Annotated in this window: 12 protein-coding genes and 2 pseudogenes; 7 read left to right on the forward strand and 7 right to left on the reverse strand. The window is 64.9% G+C overall.

The window, feature by feature from the left end; genetic code table 11:
- Positions 1–28 precede the first annotated feature (28 nt).
- The 5 genes and pseudogenes from AC0680_RS11320 to AC0680_RS11340 all read left to right on the forward strand — a co-directional run bounded on the left by AC0680_RS11320 (position 29) and on the right by AC0680_RS11340 (position 6,652).
- Complete coding sequence (locus AC0680_RS11320) at positions 29–2,491, forward strand: DUF262 domain-containing protein (RefSeq protein ID WP_478626957.1); 2,463 nt, start codon at positions 29–31, stop codon at positions 2,489–2,491.
- A 437-nt stretch (positions 2,492–2,928) separates the two neighbouring features.
- Positions 2,929–3,192, forward strand: a complete 264-nt coding sequence (locus AC0680_RS11325; protein WP_478626960.1) for a hypothetical protein — start codon at positions 2,929–2,931, stop codon at positions 3,190–3,192.
- Positions 3,182–3,854 (forward strand): annotated as a pseudogene (locus AC0680_RS11330) (transposase); the annotation flags it as partial. The gene AC0680_RS11325 and the pseudogene AC0680_RS11330, both read left to right, overlap by 11 nt.
- Positions 3,855–4,673: 819 nt before the next feature.
- A pseudogene (locus AC0680_RS11335) lies at positions 4,674–5,627 on the forward strand (IS481 family transposase).
- 140 nt (positions 5,628–5,767) lie between these two features.
- Positions 5,768–6,652, forward strand: a complete 885-nt coding sequence (locus AC0680_RS11340) for a hypothetical protein (protein WP_478626961.1) — start codon at positions 5,768–5,770, stop codon at positions 6,650–6,652.
- An 8-nt stretch (positions 6,653–6,660) separates the two neighbouring features.
- Here AC0680_RS11340 and AC0680_RS11345 read toward each other — a convergent pair whose 3' ends face one another.
- The 3 genes from AC0680_RS11345 to AC0680_RS11355 are packed head-to-tail and all read right to left on the reverse strand — an operon-like array spanning position 6,661 to position 10,072.
- A complete protein-coding gene (locus AC0680_RS11345) occupies positions 6,661–7,407 on the reverse strand; it encodes a hypothetical protein (RefSeq protein ID WP_478626964.1) in 747 nt (248 codons plus the stop codon).
- Complete coding sequence (locus AC0680_RS11350) at positions 7,404–8,732, reverse strand: hypothetical protein (protein ID WP_478626966.1); 1,329 nt, start codon at positions 8,730–8,732, stop codon at positions 7,404–7,406. Before AC0680_RS11350 ends, AC0680_RS11345 begins: the two co-directional genes overlap by 4 nt.
- Positions 8,729–10,072, reverse strand: coding sequence for a hypothetical protein (locus tag AC0680_RS11355; RefSeq protein ID WP_478626968.1), 1,344 nt, complete (start codon positions 10,070–10,072; stop codon positions 8,729–8,731). Before AC0680_RS11355 ends, AC0680_RS11350 begins: the two co-directional genes overlap by 4 nt.
- 499 nt (positions 10,073–10,571) lie before the next feature.
- Between AC0680_RS11355 and AC0680_RS11360 the strand changes: the two genes are divergently transcribed.
- Both AC0680_RS11360 and AC0680_RS11365 read left to right on the forward strand, forming a co-directional pair.
- Positions 10,572–11,357, forward strand: coding sequence for a hypothetical protein (locus AC0680_RS11360; RefSeq protein ID WP_478627124.1), 786 nt, complete (start codon positions 10,572–10,574; stop codon positions 11,355–11,357).
- A 170-nt stretch (positions 11,358–11,527) separates the two neighbouring features.
- Positions 11,528–12,241, forward strand: coding sequence for a class I SAM-dependent methyltransferase (locus AC0680_RS11365; protein ID WP_478626970.1), 714 nt, complete (start codon positions 11,528–11,530; stop codon positions 12,239–12,241).
- A 266-nt stretch (positions 12,242–12,507) separates the two neighbouring features.
- On the opposite strand, the gene AC0680_RS11370 is transcribed toward AC0680_RS11365, so the two are convergent.
- The 4 genes from AC0680_RS11370 to AC0680_RS11385 form a co-directional block, all read right to left on the reverse strand.
- Positions 12,508–12,750, reverse strand: coding sequence for a hypothetical protein (locus AC0680_RS11370; protein ID WP_478626972.1), 243 nt, complete (start codon positions 12,748–12,750; stop codon positions 12,508–12,510).
- Positions 12,751–13,054: 304 nt separating this feature from the next.
- Positions 13,055–13,609: a hypothetical protein gene (locus AC0680_RS11375; RefSeq protein WP_478626974.1), complete on the reverse strand. Its 555-nt coding sequence runs from the start codon at positions 13,607–13,609 to the stop codon at positions 13,055–13,057.
- Positions 13,606–16,140, reverse strand: coding sequence for an ICP22 family protein (locus AC0680_RS11380; protein WP_478626976.1), 2,535 nt, complete (start codon positions 16,138–16,140; stop codon positions 13,606–13,608). The genes AC0680_RS11375 and AC0680_RS11380 overlap by 4 nt, the downstream gene beginning before the upstream one ends.
- A complete protein-coding gene (locus tag AC0680_RS11385; protein WP_478626979.1) occupies positions 16,137–16,592 on the reverse strand; it encodes a DUF6507 family protein in 456 nt (151 codons plus the stop codon). The genes AC0680_RS11380 and AC0680_RS11385 overlap by 4 nt, the downstream gene beginning before the upstream one ends.
- Positions 16,593–16,693 lie beyond the last annotated feature (101 nt).

Below are 16,693 nucleotides of genomic sequence, written 5' to 3' on the forward strand. Positions count from 1 at the left end.
AAACCCGCTGAACGAAAAGGGGCTACGCATGCCTACGCAGGCCAAGGAAATATTCGAGGCGCAGAGTAAGAGTGTCCGCGAGCTGCTTTCTGACAATGGCTTGGGCCTCTACCTGCCGCCCTACCAGCGTCCGTACGGCTGGGGCAAAGACAAGGTCGAGAAATTGCTCGACGATACACTGCATGGCCTCAAGAATCTAGGTAAGGCGCCGGACAGCTTCACCTTCTTGGGGACCGTCATCACCATCCATGATGTCAACCACGTCACGGTGAAGCCAATCGTCAAGTCCGAGGTCCCGTCCAAGGTCCTTACTGTGATCGATGGGCAACAGCGTCTGTCGAGCCTTCTTATCCTGCTGGTCGGCCTGCACAACCTCATTCGTCAGCGTGCATGGAAGATCTTCAAGGGCAAGACGCCGGATCCGACCGACAGTGCTCGGACTCACCTCTACTCGGAAACGAGCGACATCCTGCAGATGCTCGGGGCGGCGTTCTACGAGCGAAAGAACTTCGGAACTACGCCGATCTACCCGCGCCTCATTCGAGCCTTCGATGATCAGTGGGCCAGGGACGAGAAGCTCAAGAAGTATGAGTCGCCGATCGCCAACCTAATCTACCAGTACTCATTGCTGGTCGATAGCGAGCCGGCAACCTCTAATCCGACGGACTTCAAGCCGACAGCGCGACAGAATGCGGGCGACGGCGAAGGTGACCTCATCAAGAGGTACAACGAGATCCGCACGGGGTTGAACAAGCTGTCGCAGCGAAAGTCCATCGAGGAGCTGGAGGATCTGCCGCCGCTAGCAACCCTTGCCACCAACATCGAGTTCCAGCGTGCGCTCTTCAACCATGAACTTGACTCCGAACTTTGCGCTTGGCTGGGAGAGTTGGAAGACCAGCCCGAGGCCGAGCTGATGCGACTCGTCATGTTTGCCGCCTATGGCTTGAACCGCATCGCTCTGACGGTCGTCCAAGGCAAGGACGAGGACTACGCCTTCACGATCTTCGAGTCTTTGAATACCACGGGCGAGCCTCTGACCGCCTTCGAGACCTTCCTCCCTCGGGTGGTGATGGCAGAGAAGATTCAGGACTACCAGGAATCGGACGCACACGAATACATGAAGGCGGTTCAGGGCTACCTGGACCGTTTCGCCGTCGGAGACAAGCTTCAGAACGCAACGCGAGACCTGCTGGTCACTTTTGCGCTGGCAGAGACTGGAGAGAAGCTCTCCAAGCGCCTCCCGGATCAGCGGGTCTACATGCGCGATACCTTTGAGCGCCACAAGGGCTCGGCCGATGATCGAAGCGCGTACCTGCGCCACCTACGCGACACCGCGGCCTTTATCGGAAATGCCTGGGAACCCGCGAATAACTCGCCTCGCGCGCTACCCGGGCTAGAAGCGTCCGCCATGACGGACACCGTGAAGTTGTGTCTGGCCTTCCTTAATTCACTCAAACACACCATTGCCATCGCGCCGCTCGTGCGCTTCTACTCCGAGGCTGTCCACGCGGACGAAGGTGAGGCGAGGGAAAAGCGCATCGCCGAGTTCGAGAAGGCGATCAAGGCAATCACTGCCTTCACAGTCTTCTGGCGAGCAACCCGCCGCGGCACGGGTAACATCGACAGCCAGTACCGGGCCGTCATGGCCGGGGCGGACTCACTCACGGGCATTGGACCCCTCGCCCGGCAGTGGGCAGAGCCCGATGCAACGAAGCCTGATCCGGTCGTCGACGCTGAGGCGCTGAAGAAGGAACTTGCGGCGCGTTTGTCGGACCCTGAGGGTAAGGGCGGCGTCCCGAACTTGGCGTCGTTCCTGGCAGATGCTTCCGCACTGCCGCTCTATAAAATTAGCCCCTCGCTGGCGCGTTTCCTTCTTCTGGCTGCATATCACGACACAATTGAAGATCCGGATAACCCGGGACTGATCATCCAAGGTAAGGCGGGGGTCGCCTCATGCTTCACCGCAGACGGTTGGGAGGACGAGACGCACCTCACGATCGAACACATCGCACCGCAGTCGGCCACGAGTGGGTGGGATGAGGAGTTCTATAGCGATAAGGAGACCGTCCACAAGCTGGGTAATCTGGTCCTGGCACCAGGAGCTGCCAACGCGTCCCTCAGCTCGCGGCCTTGGGCAGAGAAGAAGGTCCTGTACGCGGCACTCGGTGCCTCGACGGCCGACGACGCCGAGTCAATCCTCAACAGTTCTGGCTTCACTTTCGCGCAGACGACTGAAGACCTAGCGGCCATGTCGCGCTATCTCCCGCACCTGCGAGCACTGGGCCAGCGTGAGGACAAGTGGAATCCGACGTTCATGGAACAGCGTGCTGACGTCCTCCTACGTCTGGCCTACACACGACTCAAAGGCTGGCTCGGCCTGGAGTTGTCTGACTCCAGCAGCGAACCGGTGGTCAAGGTCGAGGATTTGGAGATCGAGAACGATGAGCTCGACGAGAGTGCGGATGCCGGGGGAGCGGTCGCAACGGCGTAATGCCACGGGCGAGTTGGGTGGCGTTACGGCCCGGATTCCGTGGGGCCGACCGGAGTGGGTGGGTTCATCGGAGTGCTCGTGCGCCGGCGGCGATGGCTCGCGGTGGCGGGCCGGGCCGGGAGACGGCCGGGCTGCGCGACGCGCGAGGCGCGGCTGGTGTGGCGGCGGTGCTGCGCTGCCACCGGGTTCGCAGGGCGGTGAGATCTGCCAGGGCGCGGCGGCTACTGGTGATCAGCTGGTGCGGCGTGTTGGCCAGATCCTGGGCGTAGGCGGTGATCCGAGTGGCGACGTCGAATACGCGGGGCCGGTGACTAGCGGGTCACCGATGTCGGCGTCAGGGCCCAGGAGCTGTTCGGCGACCTTGGCCGCGTCGTACGCTTCCTTGACCACGCGGCTGGCCAGCTTGTAGCGCACCAGTCCTGGCCCGGCTTCCACGAGTGGGATCGCGGCAGCCGACGTTCATCTCGCGCAACTCGCTCTGGCGCATCCCGGACAGCGCCACGATGACCAGGTGGGTGGCGGTCTTCACCACCCCGGTCAGCGTTCGCAGGTCCCGCTACGCCAGCGTCAGCGACCAGGGCACCTGGCCCCGGCCGTCTGCCCGTTGCATCAACGCGGCGTTCCGGCAGAAGGGTTCGGCCACCGAGCGCGCTGCCTTCGACCGGGCGGCGGAGATCCTTGAGACCCTGCCGGACGCGTAACGGCTGGTTCTGTCAGGTCCCGGCCTGGCGCGCGATGGAGCGGGACGACGACGCAGTGGCCGGGTGGGTCAAGGAGGTGTGGCCCTGCGCGGAAGAGAAGCGGCGGCCCGTGGAGCCTGGCTCGTCTTCGAGGACGAAGCCGGATTCTCCATGACGCCGCCGCAGGCGAAGACCTGGTCGCAGAGCGGCCGGACCCCGGTCGTGCGGGTTCGCGGCCGTTCCCTAGGCGGATATCGATCGCCGCGCTGACCTGCTACAAACCCGGACACCGATCGAGGCTGATCTACCGCCCGCGCCGGGACGACGGCCGGGGCGACGGGCGCAAGAGCTTCTCTTGGCGCGACTACTGGGACCTGCTGATCGCAGCCCACCAGCAGCTCGGCGGCCCGATTGCGCTCGTCTGGGACAACCTCAACGTCCACAAGGCCACCGACCTGCGAGAGTTCGCCGTCTCACGGGACTGGCTGACCATTCACTGCCTGCCGCCCTACGCACCCGATCTCAACCCCGTCGAAGGGATCTGGTCCCTCCTGCGACGCGGCTGGCTCTCCAACGTCGCCTACAGCACCCCCGAACACCTCATCCAGCGCATCCGACGCGGCTTACGGTACATCCAGTACCGAAACGACCTCATAGACGGCTGCCTCGCCGAGAGCGGCCTGAACACGACACGACACCACGAGTTCAGCCTCAGTAGTCGCGCGCGACCCGACATTCGGGCTGGACTGATCCCGGACACGGACGCGTACTGAGCCCGGTTCAAGCCCTGATCGCCACATGCTTCGCGGGAATGGGCCTGGCCCAGGTTAACGGGAAACGGGCGAGGATCTCGAAGGATCTGTTTCTACCGATAAAAGCTCGATGTTCAGTTCACGCGTGTGGGCCGGATTAAACGCCCTTTACGATATGGCCGTTGCGGTGTTCAGCTCTTCGAGGAACTGATCGGTTAGCGATTTTCGGTCTTTACGGGATAGCGCTCTGATGAACCTTGATCCGGGAGGGTGTATTGCAGACGCGCGCTTTGGACTGGGGGGGCGTGGCTGCCGATAGAGCAGGCGCTTAGAAGGCACCTGGTGATATTCGACGAGTAGGGCCTCTGACATGCGGTGGCAGGGGTGAGCGTTGGTTCACCGACCGGATTTTCGGTGTTTTCGGGAAGATGGGGATACCGCGATGTACCTCGGCGAGATCGTGGCAGCACGATTTCCTGCCTAGATAGCTGAGCGACCCAGACGCTCGGGCGTGCTGGGCACATTCATCAGCGGGCTGCTAGTCCTCGAATGCTGGAGGGCCAGCGGTCATGGGTGTGGTCGTCGGCCCTTGGGTGCTGTTCTCCGGCGGCACCTTACGGCTGGACTGCCGATGTTCTGTCCGGGGAGGTTGTGGACAGGTGAGGCAGGTCTCGGCTGAGGGATCTTGAAGGGTGAGGGCCTTCCGGGTTCGGTGTGGATTGCGACGTCTACACCGACCGAAAGGCCCTCGTGCCCCACCGTAATGCACCCCTGACCGAGACCGGCCGTCTGCGGCTGGCCCACTGCGTCGTGGAGGACGGCTGGCCGTTGCGACGGGCTGCCGAACGCTTCCAGGTCTCGCCGACCACCGCACAGCGGTGGGCACAGCGTTATCGCGAACTCGGCGAGGCCGGCATGAGCGACCGCCCCTCCCGTCCGCACCACAGCCCGCGCAGGACCCCGAGCAGGACCGAACGCCGGATCATCAAGGTCCGCCTCCTGCGCAGGTGGGGCCCTGCCCGAATCGCCCACCTGCTCGGCCTGGTGCCTTCGACCGTGCACCGGGTCCTGGCCCGTTTCCGTCTGGCTCGCCTGTCCCATTTGGACCGGGCCACCGGACGCGTCATACGCCGCTACGAACGTAACCGCCCGGGCGAACTGGTCCACGTGGACATCAAGAAGCTCGGCAACATCCCCGACGGCGGCGGCCACAAGGCACTGGGCCGGCAAGCGGGCCGCAGGACCCGTTCGGGCGCCGGATAGAGCTACATCCACACCGCTGTCGACGACCACTCCCGCCTCGCCTACAGCGAGATCCTCACCAACGAGAAGAAGGAGACCGCGACCGCCTTCTGGACCCGGGCCCAGGCGTTCTTCACCACCTGCGGCATCACCGTCGAACGGGTCCTGACCGACAACGGCGCCTGCTACAAGTCCCACACCTGGCGCGACGCCCTCGCAGCAGCCGGGATCACCCACAAACGAACCCGGCCCTACCGGCCACAAACCAACGGCAAAGTCGAACGCCTCAACCGCACCCTGCTCGACGAATGGGCCTACGCAAAGCCCTACCGCTCAGAACAGGAACGACGCGACGCCTACCCGCAATGGCTGCACTCCTACAATCACCACCGCGGACACACCGCGCTCAAGGGCAAACCACCCGCCAGCCGCGTCCCCAACCTCACAGGGCAATACACCTAGACCGCGAATTCGGTCGGCTTTCGGCATCGCATGTTGGTGCAATGGTGACCGCAAGGGGCAAAATTGCACTTATGCAGGCACTTTTAGGCAAGGTTGATCACGGTCGAGGCGCCTGCGGGTGAGAATGCCATGATCGTCACGTGTCGGATGAATTCGAGATTCCACCGAGCCAGCCGTTCATGCGCATCGTGGAGATCACCCCCGAGTTAGCCGCCGAACTGCTGTCCAGGGAGAGCCCCAACCGCCGTCTGGACCGCGGATACATCGCTACGTTGGCGGATAGCGTCGTGCGTGGCCACTGGCAGCTGACCCACCAGGGGATCGCCCTGGACGGTCCGTTGGCTTCCGGCGCCGTCATCGACGGGCAGCATCGCCTGCACGCCGTGGCGAAGGCGGGCATCCCCGTCCGCATGATGGTCTTCGAGAACATGGCCCGCCAGACATTTCCCGTGCTCGACACGGGACGTCGGCGCAGCGGAGCGGACGCCCTGTCGCTGCAGGGTGAGAAGGACCCGGCGCTTCTCGCCTCCACCGTGCGCCACGTCCACCTCTACCTGAACTCGCCGGACTCCCTATGGAGCGGGCACAAGTCTCGGATGACGAACGACCAACTCCTCGAAGCCCTCGCAAAGGACCCGGACGGCTACCGGCAGGCCGCCTCCGTCGGACGGAACCTCGGGAAGCAGATCTTCGTCATTCCCACTGCCGCCGCCGTCGGGTACTACGTCACGGTGGACGGCAGCGCCCCGCCGGCCCGTGTCGAGGAGTGGGTCTACGGGCTCGCTTCCGGGGCCAACCTGGGGCTGAGGGATCCACGACTGGCACTGCGCACGACCATCAACGCGATCCGTGGTAACTCCGCAGGCCGACGGCAGAGGTCGACCCGCACCCAGGCAGGTCTCTACGTAAAGGCGTGGAACGCCTGGGTCCTCGGCAAGGAATTGCGCACCGTGCGGTTGCGGAAGGGTGAGAAGCTGCCGCAGCCCGTTCGTCTGGGGGCTTCGTCCCTCGGCGTAGCGGAGTAACGGCGACGTTAACTGCCGCTCCAGTCGGGGCCGTGGCCGATCAGCTTCCACGTCTCCTGTGTATCGCCGCCCGACCCGCCGCCACTCAGCCCGGCTGTCGACGCGGCAAGGCGATCGACGATGTCTTGCCGGAGCATCGGCCAGCCGGGCGGACCGGCGTCTGGACCTACCGCCAGGTCGTGGAGCAGGCGCGGTCCACTGGCGTTCGGCCGGAGGCCCGTGCACCCGTCAGTTAGCCGTTCCGTCCACGGGGACCGGTGGATGCTGGCGCGGAGCGAGCGGTCCAGGAACTGGTAGCCCAGCCCGCGCAGCCACGCGGCGATGGTGTTGACCGGCAGCGGACCGGAAGCGGCATAGAGCGTCAGCCTGGCGGCCTGTTCCAGCGTTCGGGGTCCCGGCAGCGGTCCGTGCCGGTAGAGCGCGTAATGGCCGGCGCCCGCCCAGCAGAACCGCGGATCCCGGTACAGGAGCGTCGAGGTGGTTCGGCTGGAGATGTCCCTGTCGTACACCGTGCGCGTCTGCTGAACCAGCTGCGCTGCGGTCTGCGGGACCTTAGCTGTGCAGGCCGCGGCGTATAGCAGGTCCGCGTTGCGGGATCCGGCAGGCCCGAGGCAGCCGCACCGGTCCACCTCCCATGGGCTGAGGGTGGCGCGGCAGTGTCGGCATGCGTTGCCCCAGTGTCCGGCGCCTCCGGTCGGACGGCGCCATGCGCCGGTCCGCTCCTGTACCAGGCTTTCCAGGGTGTACAGGGTCACCCCTCGCTCCAGTCGATGGTGCCCGGGGTGCCAGTGAGCCCTGTCTCGCGTGGCCTGGGCGGGGCCGATTCCTCCAAGAAGCGCTGGACGTCTGCGATGTCGATGCGCGGGAGGTTTTCCGCCGCGGCGGACGACAGGACGATGTGCGCCTTTCGGAGGACGTCGCGCGGCTTACGCGTAGAACGGTCGAAGAGGTAGGCGATCGCATCGGGCGTGAAGGGGAAGAGTTCGTCGCTGCTATCCCGGATCGCCCCGTTCTTGGTGGCCGCCGTCAGGTAGGGCCTAAGCAGCTGCGTGGCCTGGGAGGCGTCCCGGAGGGCGGGAAGCTTGACCGTGCTTTGGCGGTTCGCCTCCGTCAACTCGAACGCTGGCAGGTCAGCCAGCGCCCAGGCCGTGCCGATCGTCAAGGAGGCGCGCGGATGCATGGTCACCACCATGGTGACCATGTCGGCCATTGGGAGCGTCTCCACAAGCACGTCGCGGAACCTCTCCACTTCCAAATTGCGCTTTGCCTTGGCTGTCGTGGTACTCGCGAGATCCTCCAACTGGTCGCAGAAGACCAGTACGTGCTTGACACCAGCCGCCGCCGTAAATAGGAGAAACGTTGCCATGTAGGACGCACCGTTGCGGCTGCGCGACATCGGCGTTACCAGTCTCAGATGTTCCGCTGCTGGACCCCGGTTCTCCTCGCACAGCGCGACGATGAGCTTGTCGTCCGGCGGGCCGAGAGTCCGGCCCCTAATAGATCGATGCTCGTCGGTGACCGCTTTTACCAGGTCGCGCAGGTCGTCGCTGCCCACCCGCTGGATCAGTCGATCGCGAAGGCGCTCTGCAAGGGTTTGCTCGCCCGCCGCTGTGGAGTACGTGATGGCGTACTCCACAGCGGCGAAAAGCGCAGCCCCAAGGGATCTCACCTGGGCCGTGTCGAAACTAGTGAGCAGGCAACAGATTGGGACCTCCGCCGCGTCCTCCTCGTCCAAGCCGGCGGAGAGGTAGGCCCACGTGCCGAAGTCCTCGTTGATGCGCCCGGCCAAGTGCTGCATCAGCACAGACTTGCCGAAGCCCCGTGCGTCCGAGTCTCCTGGCACGATTCCGACCGACCACAGATAGCCGAATTTCAGGCCGGAGTACGACATGCCGAGAATGAATTTATCAATGGCTTCCCGGAGTTGCTCGGCGTGGACCCCTGGCTCGTAGAGCAGACCATTTTCGCGTGCGTCCTGACCTCCGATCCTGGCCATGCCTGTCGAAGGGAACGGGTTTTCTCTCATCTGCCATTCACGTTTAATCCAGACAATGCCGGGGACCGTGTGCGATGTGGTCATAGGGTGGTGACCTCCTCTCGGCGTACGTCGTAGAGGCGCATGACGTGGAAAACTCGTGGAACCCCCGAGGAGGTCTCCAGAACGAGTGGTTGGGTGGATCCGGGGGTTCGGGTAGATGACGCCTCGTCCAGGTGTACCCGGAAGGGAAGCCCGCGAATGTCACCGCGGTAGGCGGCGATGAGTGCCGCGTCGAACTCCCGGTCGCTGATGCGCTGCTCCCAGCACACCGCTGCCCGGATCTTCCATACCGCGCAGTATCCTGTGCTCCCTCCCGAGCGCTCCGTCTCTTCGTGGCAGATGCGGGGCAGGGCGGTCAGCGCCGACTGTCGCACGGTAGGCCCGACGGAGCGTTCGAAGGTGGCGTGGTCGCCACTCCCGACGACAGTCCCGGTGGCCCACAGTCGAAGGGCGGAGGGCCCCGGCGCGTAGTAGCTAAAGTTAGCCAGGCCCATGAACCGGCTCCAGCGGCGGAGCAGTTCGTGGCTGATGTAGTCCATGGCGCAGCCGGCTGCTGTGAAGGCGAGGCGTACAGCGGCCTCCTCACATAGGGCGGCGATCCGCTTGTGTGTCAGAGGGGGCGGCGGCTTGGCCGCTTCCCCGCACTCGTTGCAGTCGGCCGCTCCATGTGTCCGCTTCGCGTCCCGGGCCTGGCGCTGCTCCTTCTCCCACCGTGCGATGCGTAGCTCCGCCCGACGCACGGCCGCGGTCACATATCCATGTACAGCTGCTTCGACGGCGGTCGACTCGGCGAACCAGCCGAGGTCGCCCTGTCGGACGGCGTCCACCAGGTGTGTGACAAAGCCGCGCAGGAAGTCCTCGGCGCTTCCGTAGGCCGCCCCCTCCCAACGCAACAGCGGGATGGTCAGTTGGTCGTTCTCGCTGTTCGGCCGTGCTCCAACGAGCCGTAGAAAACCTTCGAACTGAGGGTGGGCGTCCAGGAGTGCGCCGGCCAGGGCGTTGAAGCCCGCTCTGATATCGCTCGCTACGAGTTCGGTCCAGGCGCGGCCCGAAGAGGTGGTCTCGAATACCACGTGCGCGTGCGCGTACGCAGACCGAGGCGAGGAGGGCAGGATGTGGCGCTCAACCCACCCCAGCCGCATCAACTCCTTGAGGACGTCGACCGTGTTGCGCACGTATCGGCGATGATCCGAGCGCAGCGCAGCCCACTTGCCGGTGTCGAACGACCCGTCGCGGTCCGCCTTGCGTGCGGCCTTCTCGGCTTGGTCCACCATGGCCACCCTGATTTGCTCGAACGAGTCGCCCCGGGCCACGGCCAGTGCTGCGGTCTCGATGTAGGTCAGCTCCTGGAGACGGGGAATCCCCGCCCCACCGACGCTCACCGAGGTTTCTCGCTTCGGCGGGGCCGTTCGGGTGATCTGGTCATGGGCGTCCTTCCGGGAGTTTCCGGGGTCTCATTGCGAGAAGTGCTCGAACAGGTCTAGGGCGGAGCGGCTGGAATACGTAGAAGTGACCCCCGGGAACACCGAATCCACCCAGTAGAGGGAAATTGCTCTCATGGCCCATGAGAGCCCGCTGAGAAACTTTATCGGGCCGAGGGGTATCCAGAGTGCAGCGAAACGCGACCGCTTTTCCTAAAGTCGTTATGCGTTCGATCGGTGTCCCAGAGCGGAGGAGCGACAGCTCGGACGCGCAGTTCGGACACCGGGGAAACGCGGACGCAGCCGTCCCGTCGGGGCAACCGGGCCACCGGCACTGCCCGCCCCACCGACGGCAATCCGACACGCCCCTTCTCGGGCATTCCCATGCCCGGAACAACCCCAGGGAGAGGTCATGACGCAGGTAACAACCAATTCGCAAGCCACCGCTGAGCCATACGGGATGCCCGAGTCGTACGAGTCGTGCCCGCCGCAGCCCACCGCCCTGGCCGGCGGCGGTTCCTTCTCAGTGGAGCTGCCCGTCTCCTTCGATCCCAGGTGGAATCGGCTGCCCGGGGTCACCGTTCACGGGCACCGCATCACTGTGGACGCGGAGCGCTACTTCTTCCGTTTCGAGTCCTCAAGCTGGCTCGTGGCGGACTGGGAGCTGGTCCGGTCCCGGCTTCTGCCAATCCAAGAGTCCACCACCAGCGCCGTCGAACAGATCGCCCTGGACTTTGTCAGGTCCTACGCCCGGCCAACCGACAGCCCCTCGCTGGTGCTTAGTACCGCTCACGAGGTCTACGCCTACCTGTTCCGCGAGGAGCATCTCAACGGCCTCGGCATCGCACGGTTCAACCGAGCACACCTGCGGATGCTCCGGGAGGCAGCCACGCTGATGGCCTTGAACAAGGTCGAGTTGGACGGGCACATCTCCAACGTTGGACCGTGCTGGTTCTTCCCGGCGGCCACCTCCATCGTCTTCGACCTCGACGACGACACGGGTGCCATGCTCGACGAGGTCTACCACGGCAGCTGGTTCAACGAGCATCGGCGTATTGAGTCGATCAAGGCTCACGCCGCCCTTGGCGGGCGCCTGGTGCACGGCTGCCAGGCAGTGCCCGACCAGTCCGGCGGTGTCGTCGCTCCTTATGGGACCTCCATGTCTGCCTTCCGTGAGGACCTTGGAGCCTTCAAAGCTGAGTGGCTGGACCGGGTCCACTCCTACCGCGCTGCCATCAGGCGATGAGCATGTGCCTCCTGCCGGGTGCGGCCGTCCGGCCCGGCAGGAGGCGTCCAACGAGGCGTCAATGCTCTGACGCCACCTTGTTCCCTACCTATGCCTCCACGACCCTGTGCCCTCGGCGGGCGCGCCGCATGCCCGCGCAGGGGCACGCCTGTCCTCTTACTGGAGCCGATGTGATTGATCTGACTTCACCGTGGCACGCGTACGCAGCGCAAGCCCCGGCGCCGTCCCCCGGCCCTGGGCCCGTACCCCAGCGAATGGAATGGGGCACGTTGCCCGGCAGCGGCCCCGGAGCAGCCGCCCTCGGAGGGGAGCTGATCGGGCGCCGGATGCTTGAACTGGGCTGTGGCCAGGGGCACAACGCGGCGCACCTCGCAGGACGCCACAGAGCACGGGTTGTGGGGATCGACGTGGTCGAGCTTCACGTCCGCCGGGCCCGTGAACGGTACGGGCATCTCGGCGACGTTACGTTCCTCACCGCCGACGCCCTGCGCTATCTCACCCACGGTTCCGAGTTGTTCGATGTTGTCTACTCTGTCTTCGGTGCCGTCGGTCTGGTAGCCCCGGACCGACTGTTTCCGGCCATTGCCCGTCGTCTACGTCCGCATGGCCTGCTGGTCTTCTCTGTCCCACACCCTCACCGCTCCGGCGTCAAACCTGTTGCCGGGGCAGGTCCCCGTAGGGACCTGCTGCTCCTCCCGGACGGCGCCCGACGTCCCGTCATCCGCTGGGAACTCGACACCCCGCAATGGACCAGGGCGCTTCTGCGATCCGGTCTGCGCCCGCTAGGTGTACGCGAGTTGGGCGACCCTCGCCGATCCCGGGCGACGACGCTCATGATCAGCGCGCGGCGATTCCTGCCCGCATCGCGGACTGGCCTTGGGTGACTGGCGTGTCGCCCTCGTGGAACGCCGGCGGTCGAGGCCCTCGGTGCCGAACCCATGGTGCTTGTCTGGTGCGTCGGCGGTCAGGCGACGATCAATACGTCCATCTCTGCGCGGTGGATGAGCCGTTCGTAGAGGAAGGCTGACGAACCGGGCGGCGCACTTGGCCTTCTACTCTCCGTGGGGCAGGTCCCTCGCTGTGCTGTGTCCGCTGCCAGCAGACGTGGTCGGCCCGCACCATGCTGGACGGTGCGGACCTTCGCGATGTGCTACGCGTCGAATTCACCTTCCCAGGCAAATTCGAGCAGTGCCTGAGGGAGGTAGGGAGAGTCGATTTCGATCGGAATGCTGACCGCTCGGGCTAACAGAACAGCGGTATCGAACATGGAGTTGATCATCTCCGAGAACTGCTTGAGATCGTCGATGTCCTCGGTCAGGTCTTGGCCCAGCTCCTCTGCCCACTCCGCGGCATTGGGTCCTGGCGCACCATGCCGGGCAAAAGTGACGGTCACGGAAGAGTCCCCTTGCTTATGCCGAACCCGGGCAGGCGCTCAGGGCGCCTGGTCCAAGACGGCTGGGGCGAGGCTTGCCCGTGGTTCCTCATTTGCATATGACCGCTATGTGCCGAGGGGTACCCTGAGTTCGCGTATCTCGACGGTGAGCACGCCGCCCTCGCTCGCGGGGCACAAGCAAGGGATCGGAGGTGTCCATATGGCGCCGCGCGCTTTCAACGCCGACGTCCTAAGGGGCCGCCCAGGGCGCAGCGAATCAGCACAGCTTCCGCGTCCGACCGAGTTCATGCTCACTGGTGAGCGTCTAATCCTCGTCCAAGGCGTCGAGTGTACCCACGTCAAGCGAAGTCAGCGGTTCGGTGGCGATATGTTCCTCCCACGTCGTCAAGCGAACGCGACTGGCCACAAAATCGATGAACCCATTCTCGACCCAGAACCCTCCACCTCGTTCGAAAAGCAAGATCAACGGCTCGAACGGGTCCGGCAGGTTGGGGAACTTCGCGAGCGATTCTTCTGGAAGTGACGCCCAATTCAAGGCAGCGCGACAGACCCTGCCTGTAAGCAAGCTACTCGCATGTTCGGACAGAAATTCGTTAAGGCGGCTTGCAACCTCTTCGTCGGCGCGCACCAACGGGTCGACCCGTTGTGCAATGTCGAAGAAAGGCCAGCGGTCCGACTGGGCTACGTCAAAGAACGGGCGATGCTCTTCTTTTTGGAGCTCCTGGACCCAGAGTGCCGCTCGGCGAAGATACTCGCGCATCAACCAAGCGCGCGATGTCCCGTGCTCGAAGCTGTCTTCAGCTCGCCAGTTGATGGCGATGATTCGTTCCACCAAGGCATTCGCACGTCCATTGCTCATGGCAACTTAAAACCCTTCTTCGCCGCTTCTACCAGGATGTCCAGGTTGGATAGATCGTCGGCGAGAGTGAAGTTAGGAATCTCCAGCCCCATCTTGGGCCAGAGGACCAGGGTACCCTTCGCGGTGGGCGGGGCGCCTCGGAAGGAAATCGGCGCCACATCGTGTGCGCCTATATGCCCATTGGACCAATCGCGATTGTCCGCCCAGGCCGACGGGTGACCGGACGTGAAGGGCGCCCCTGCCTCCAGAAGCCGACTTTCCACGTACTCGTGAATCAGTAGCCCGCGGAAGGATCCCTCCATATCCTTCAAGGTTCCCTTTTCTGCCCGAGTCCACAGATCGGCAATTTCATCGTATGCGGTAAAGTAGACACCCGACTTGAAACCCTCGGGGCCGGGGCCGTTGTAGATGTCATGCTTTTCTAGGAAAAGGTTGCTCTTGGCTCGCTCCACCACTGCCGGGTCAATTCCATAATTCTCTGCGATTCTGGGTACATCGTCCGTCGTCGCACGGATGCGCTCGTATGCCGCAACCGCATCTTCGTCAGGCTTGAGCGCATAGTTGACCGGTTCATCGTTGTAGGTGCCCCAATTCTCCGATTCATCGGCACCGTGCGGGCCCGTGAGCTGGTCAGGCGCCTCCTCGTGCGGCGGACGTGTATCCGTGTGCTCATGACCAGGCGCGCCAGTTGGACCGCTATCAACATGTTCACCGTGCGGAAGGTCCTGGCCAGGATGCTGCACGTCATGGCTGCCCTGGTGCGGAACGCTCGGGCCGTGGCCACTGCCTGAAGGTGTGGTGTCCGTGTGGGATCCGACGCCGCTCGGTGTGGCGTCACCGAGACCCCCGCTTGCAGGGGTGACGTCGTTGCCGGCGCCGTTCCGACCATCACCATGGCGGCCGCTCGACGGTTCATAGCTGGCCGAGGGGCCCCGCCCAAGGTCGTCGGCGTGGTTGCCTGGGCTGTGGCCCGCGTTGTCGCTGGCGCGGGCCGGGTCGGGTATCTCCGAGCCGACGCGTGTGATGTCGTCGCCGCGTCCGCCGACGCCTGCCGGGACTCGCTGTTCCTGGCGGGCCGGGGTCTCGACGCGTGGGTTGTCCGCGCCGGTGGCGGGTTGGGTGGGGTTTTCCTTGTTGGCGTCTTCGGCGCGGTGGAGGAGGCTGCCGTCCTTGCTGTAGACGTCGCCTCTGGGGGTCATGTACCCGCCGGTGGCTGGATCTTGCATCGCGCCTGGCGGGAGGGTGGCCGTGTCTTCGGGCAGCTTGATTCTGTCGCCCGGGAGCCTGGTCGCCCCGTCTGGGATGGCGGCGTCCTTGGGGAGCTGGATTGTGCCGTCCGGCAGTTTTTGGGCGCCTTCGGGCAGGCTGTAGGCGCCGTCGGAGATCTTGGGGACCTCAAGGTGGCCGGCGTCCTTGAGGCCGGCCACTACGCCGCGGAGCTTGGTCAGGCCGGCGCCTGCGCCCTTGGCGACGTAGGTCATCGGGTCGATGGCCTGGGCCACCTTGCTACCGACAGAGATGACCTTGGCCGCCGTGGCGGCCTTGCCCGCGCCCGCCACGGCGCTGCCGCCGCCCCGGGTGATGACGGCGCTTAGGACGTTGAAGGTGACAGCGCCTGCGGCCCGAGAGTTGTTCTCTTCCCACTGGTCCCAAGCGACGAACGCCTTGCCGGTCTCGACCATCGCGGTACGCGATTCCCGCAGCCAGGAGGGGAGCATGTGCCCGGGTGTCGTGAAGTAGGCGGGGGCTAGGAAGGGCATGGCGGTGGTGATTGTGATGCCGGTGGAGAGCTTGGCCAGGCCGAGCCATGCCTCGCCGGCGGCGTCCCCTCCGTTCCCGCCGAACAGGGTTTTCAGCGCCTCGACGCCGGCCCCGGCGCCGTCGACGACGAAGCCTTTGCCGAATTCCCAGGCGTGCTCCCACACCTGCCACCCGGGAATGGATTCCTCGACCGCTTCGCCCCAGGGCAGGCTCTTGGACTGCTTGAGGTCTTCGGCGTTGTAGCCGTACCCCGTCTTGTGGGTGGCGTCGATGACGTGGAGTGCCTGGCCGTGGACGAGGCCGATGATCTTGGCGTGGCAGTTGCGTTCGGCTTCCTGGAAGCGGGTCCAGACTTCGGCGATCTTGTTGCGGCGGGCCAGGTTCTCGTCGGTCAGGTCGCCGTCTTCGCTCCAGTCGTCTTCGGCGGCCTCGTTGGCCTGGAAGTCGGCGGCTTCTTTCTTGAGCTGCTTGAGCTGCTCGATCAGCGGGGTGATCTCGCGGGCGTAGGTGCCCAGCGCTTTGGTGATGACGCGCATGTCCTCGCTGAGGTCATGCGCGGTGTCCGCCACCGGTTTGGTGACGCCGAACAGCTGCTCCGCCTCGGGCGCCTTGTAGAAGGCGGCAAGTCCGCCGAAGGACTTGTGGACGTCCGAGCCGGCGGTTTCGATCGTGGAGCCGCCGTGGGAGAGCGCCTTCACCTTGGATTCGAGAACGTCCAGGTCACCGGTGAAGACCGGTACCTCGGCCGGGTCGACCGGTCCGCCGCTCACTGCTTCTTCCCCCCGAAGTCCTTGAGAGCCTCCAGCCGCACCTTGTGGGCGGCGCTTTGGGCGTTCTTGGCCGCTTCCAGGTCTCCCTGGACGTATTCATTGGTGGCTTTGGCGGCGCCCAGGACGGCGGCCTGGCAGCGGTCGGCCATCGCCTTCATGCCCTTCATACGGCCGTTGACATACGCGACCAGCGCGGCGGCGACCGGGCCCGTTGCCTTCTTCGGCAACAGGTCCGGGGCTACCGGTCCCACCGGCTTGTACCCCGACGCCGTCATCAGCCCGCTCGGCGACCTTGTGGCTTGCGAGCCCGGCACGGCCGTACCGGCCGCCTGGGCTGCCTCCTGGATGTCGGCGAGCAGTGTGTTGAGGGCCTTGCCGAGGTCTTCGGCGTGCGTGCCGACGACCTTCAACTGGCCCTGAACGCCCTGCGGCTGAATGTCCCATGACGCCATGACGCCCCCTGCATTCCTCTCTTGCACCGCCGCCACGACCCGCGTGGCGGCGTCCCCCTACGTGCCGACAGCCGTCGGCACACCCCGAAGAGAGTGCTTCT

Source organism: Streptomyces sp. NPDC043738, assembly GCF_056436545.1.

What these genes read in the sequence shown, in the direction of transcription:
- AC0680_RS11360 (WP_478627124.1), top strand. Translation starts at nt 10,572, where the DNA reads ATGCCCGAGTCGTACGAGTCGTGCCCGCCGCAGCCCACCGCCCTGGCC.
- AC0680_RS11320 (WP_478626957.1), top strand. Translation starts at nt 29, where the DNA reads ATGCCTACGCAGGCCAAGGAAATATTCGAGGCGCAGAGTAAGAGTGTC.
- AC0680_RS11350 (WP_478626966.1), bottom strand. Translation starts at nt 8,732, where the DNA reads ATGACCACATCGCACACGGTCCCCGGCATTGTCTGGATTAAACGTGAA.
- AC0680_RS11385 (WP_478626979.1), bottom strand. Translation starts at nt 16,592, where the DNA reads ATGGCGTCATGGGACATTCAGCCGCAGGGCGTTCAGGGCCAGTTGAAG.
- AC0680_RS11375 (WP_478626974.1), bottom strand. Translation starts at nt 13,609, where the DNA reads ATGAGCAATGGACGTGCGAATGCCTTGGTGGAACGAATCATCGCCATC.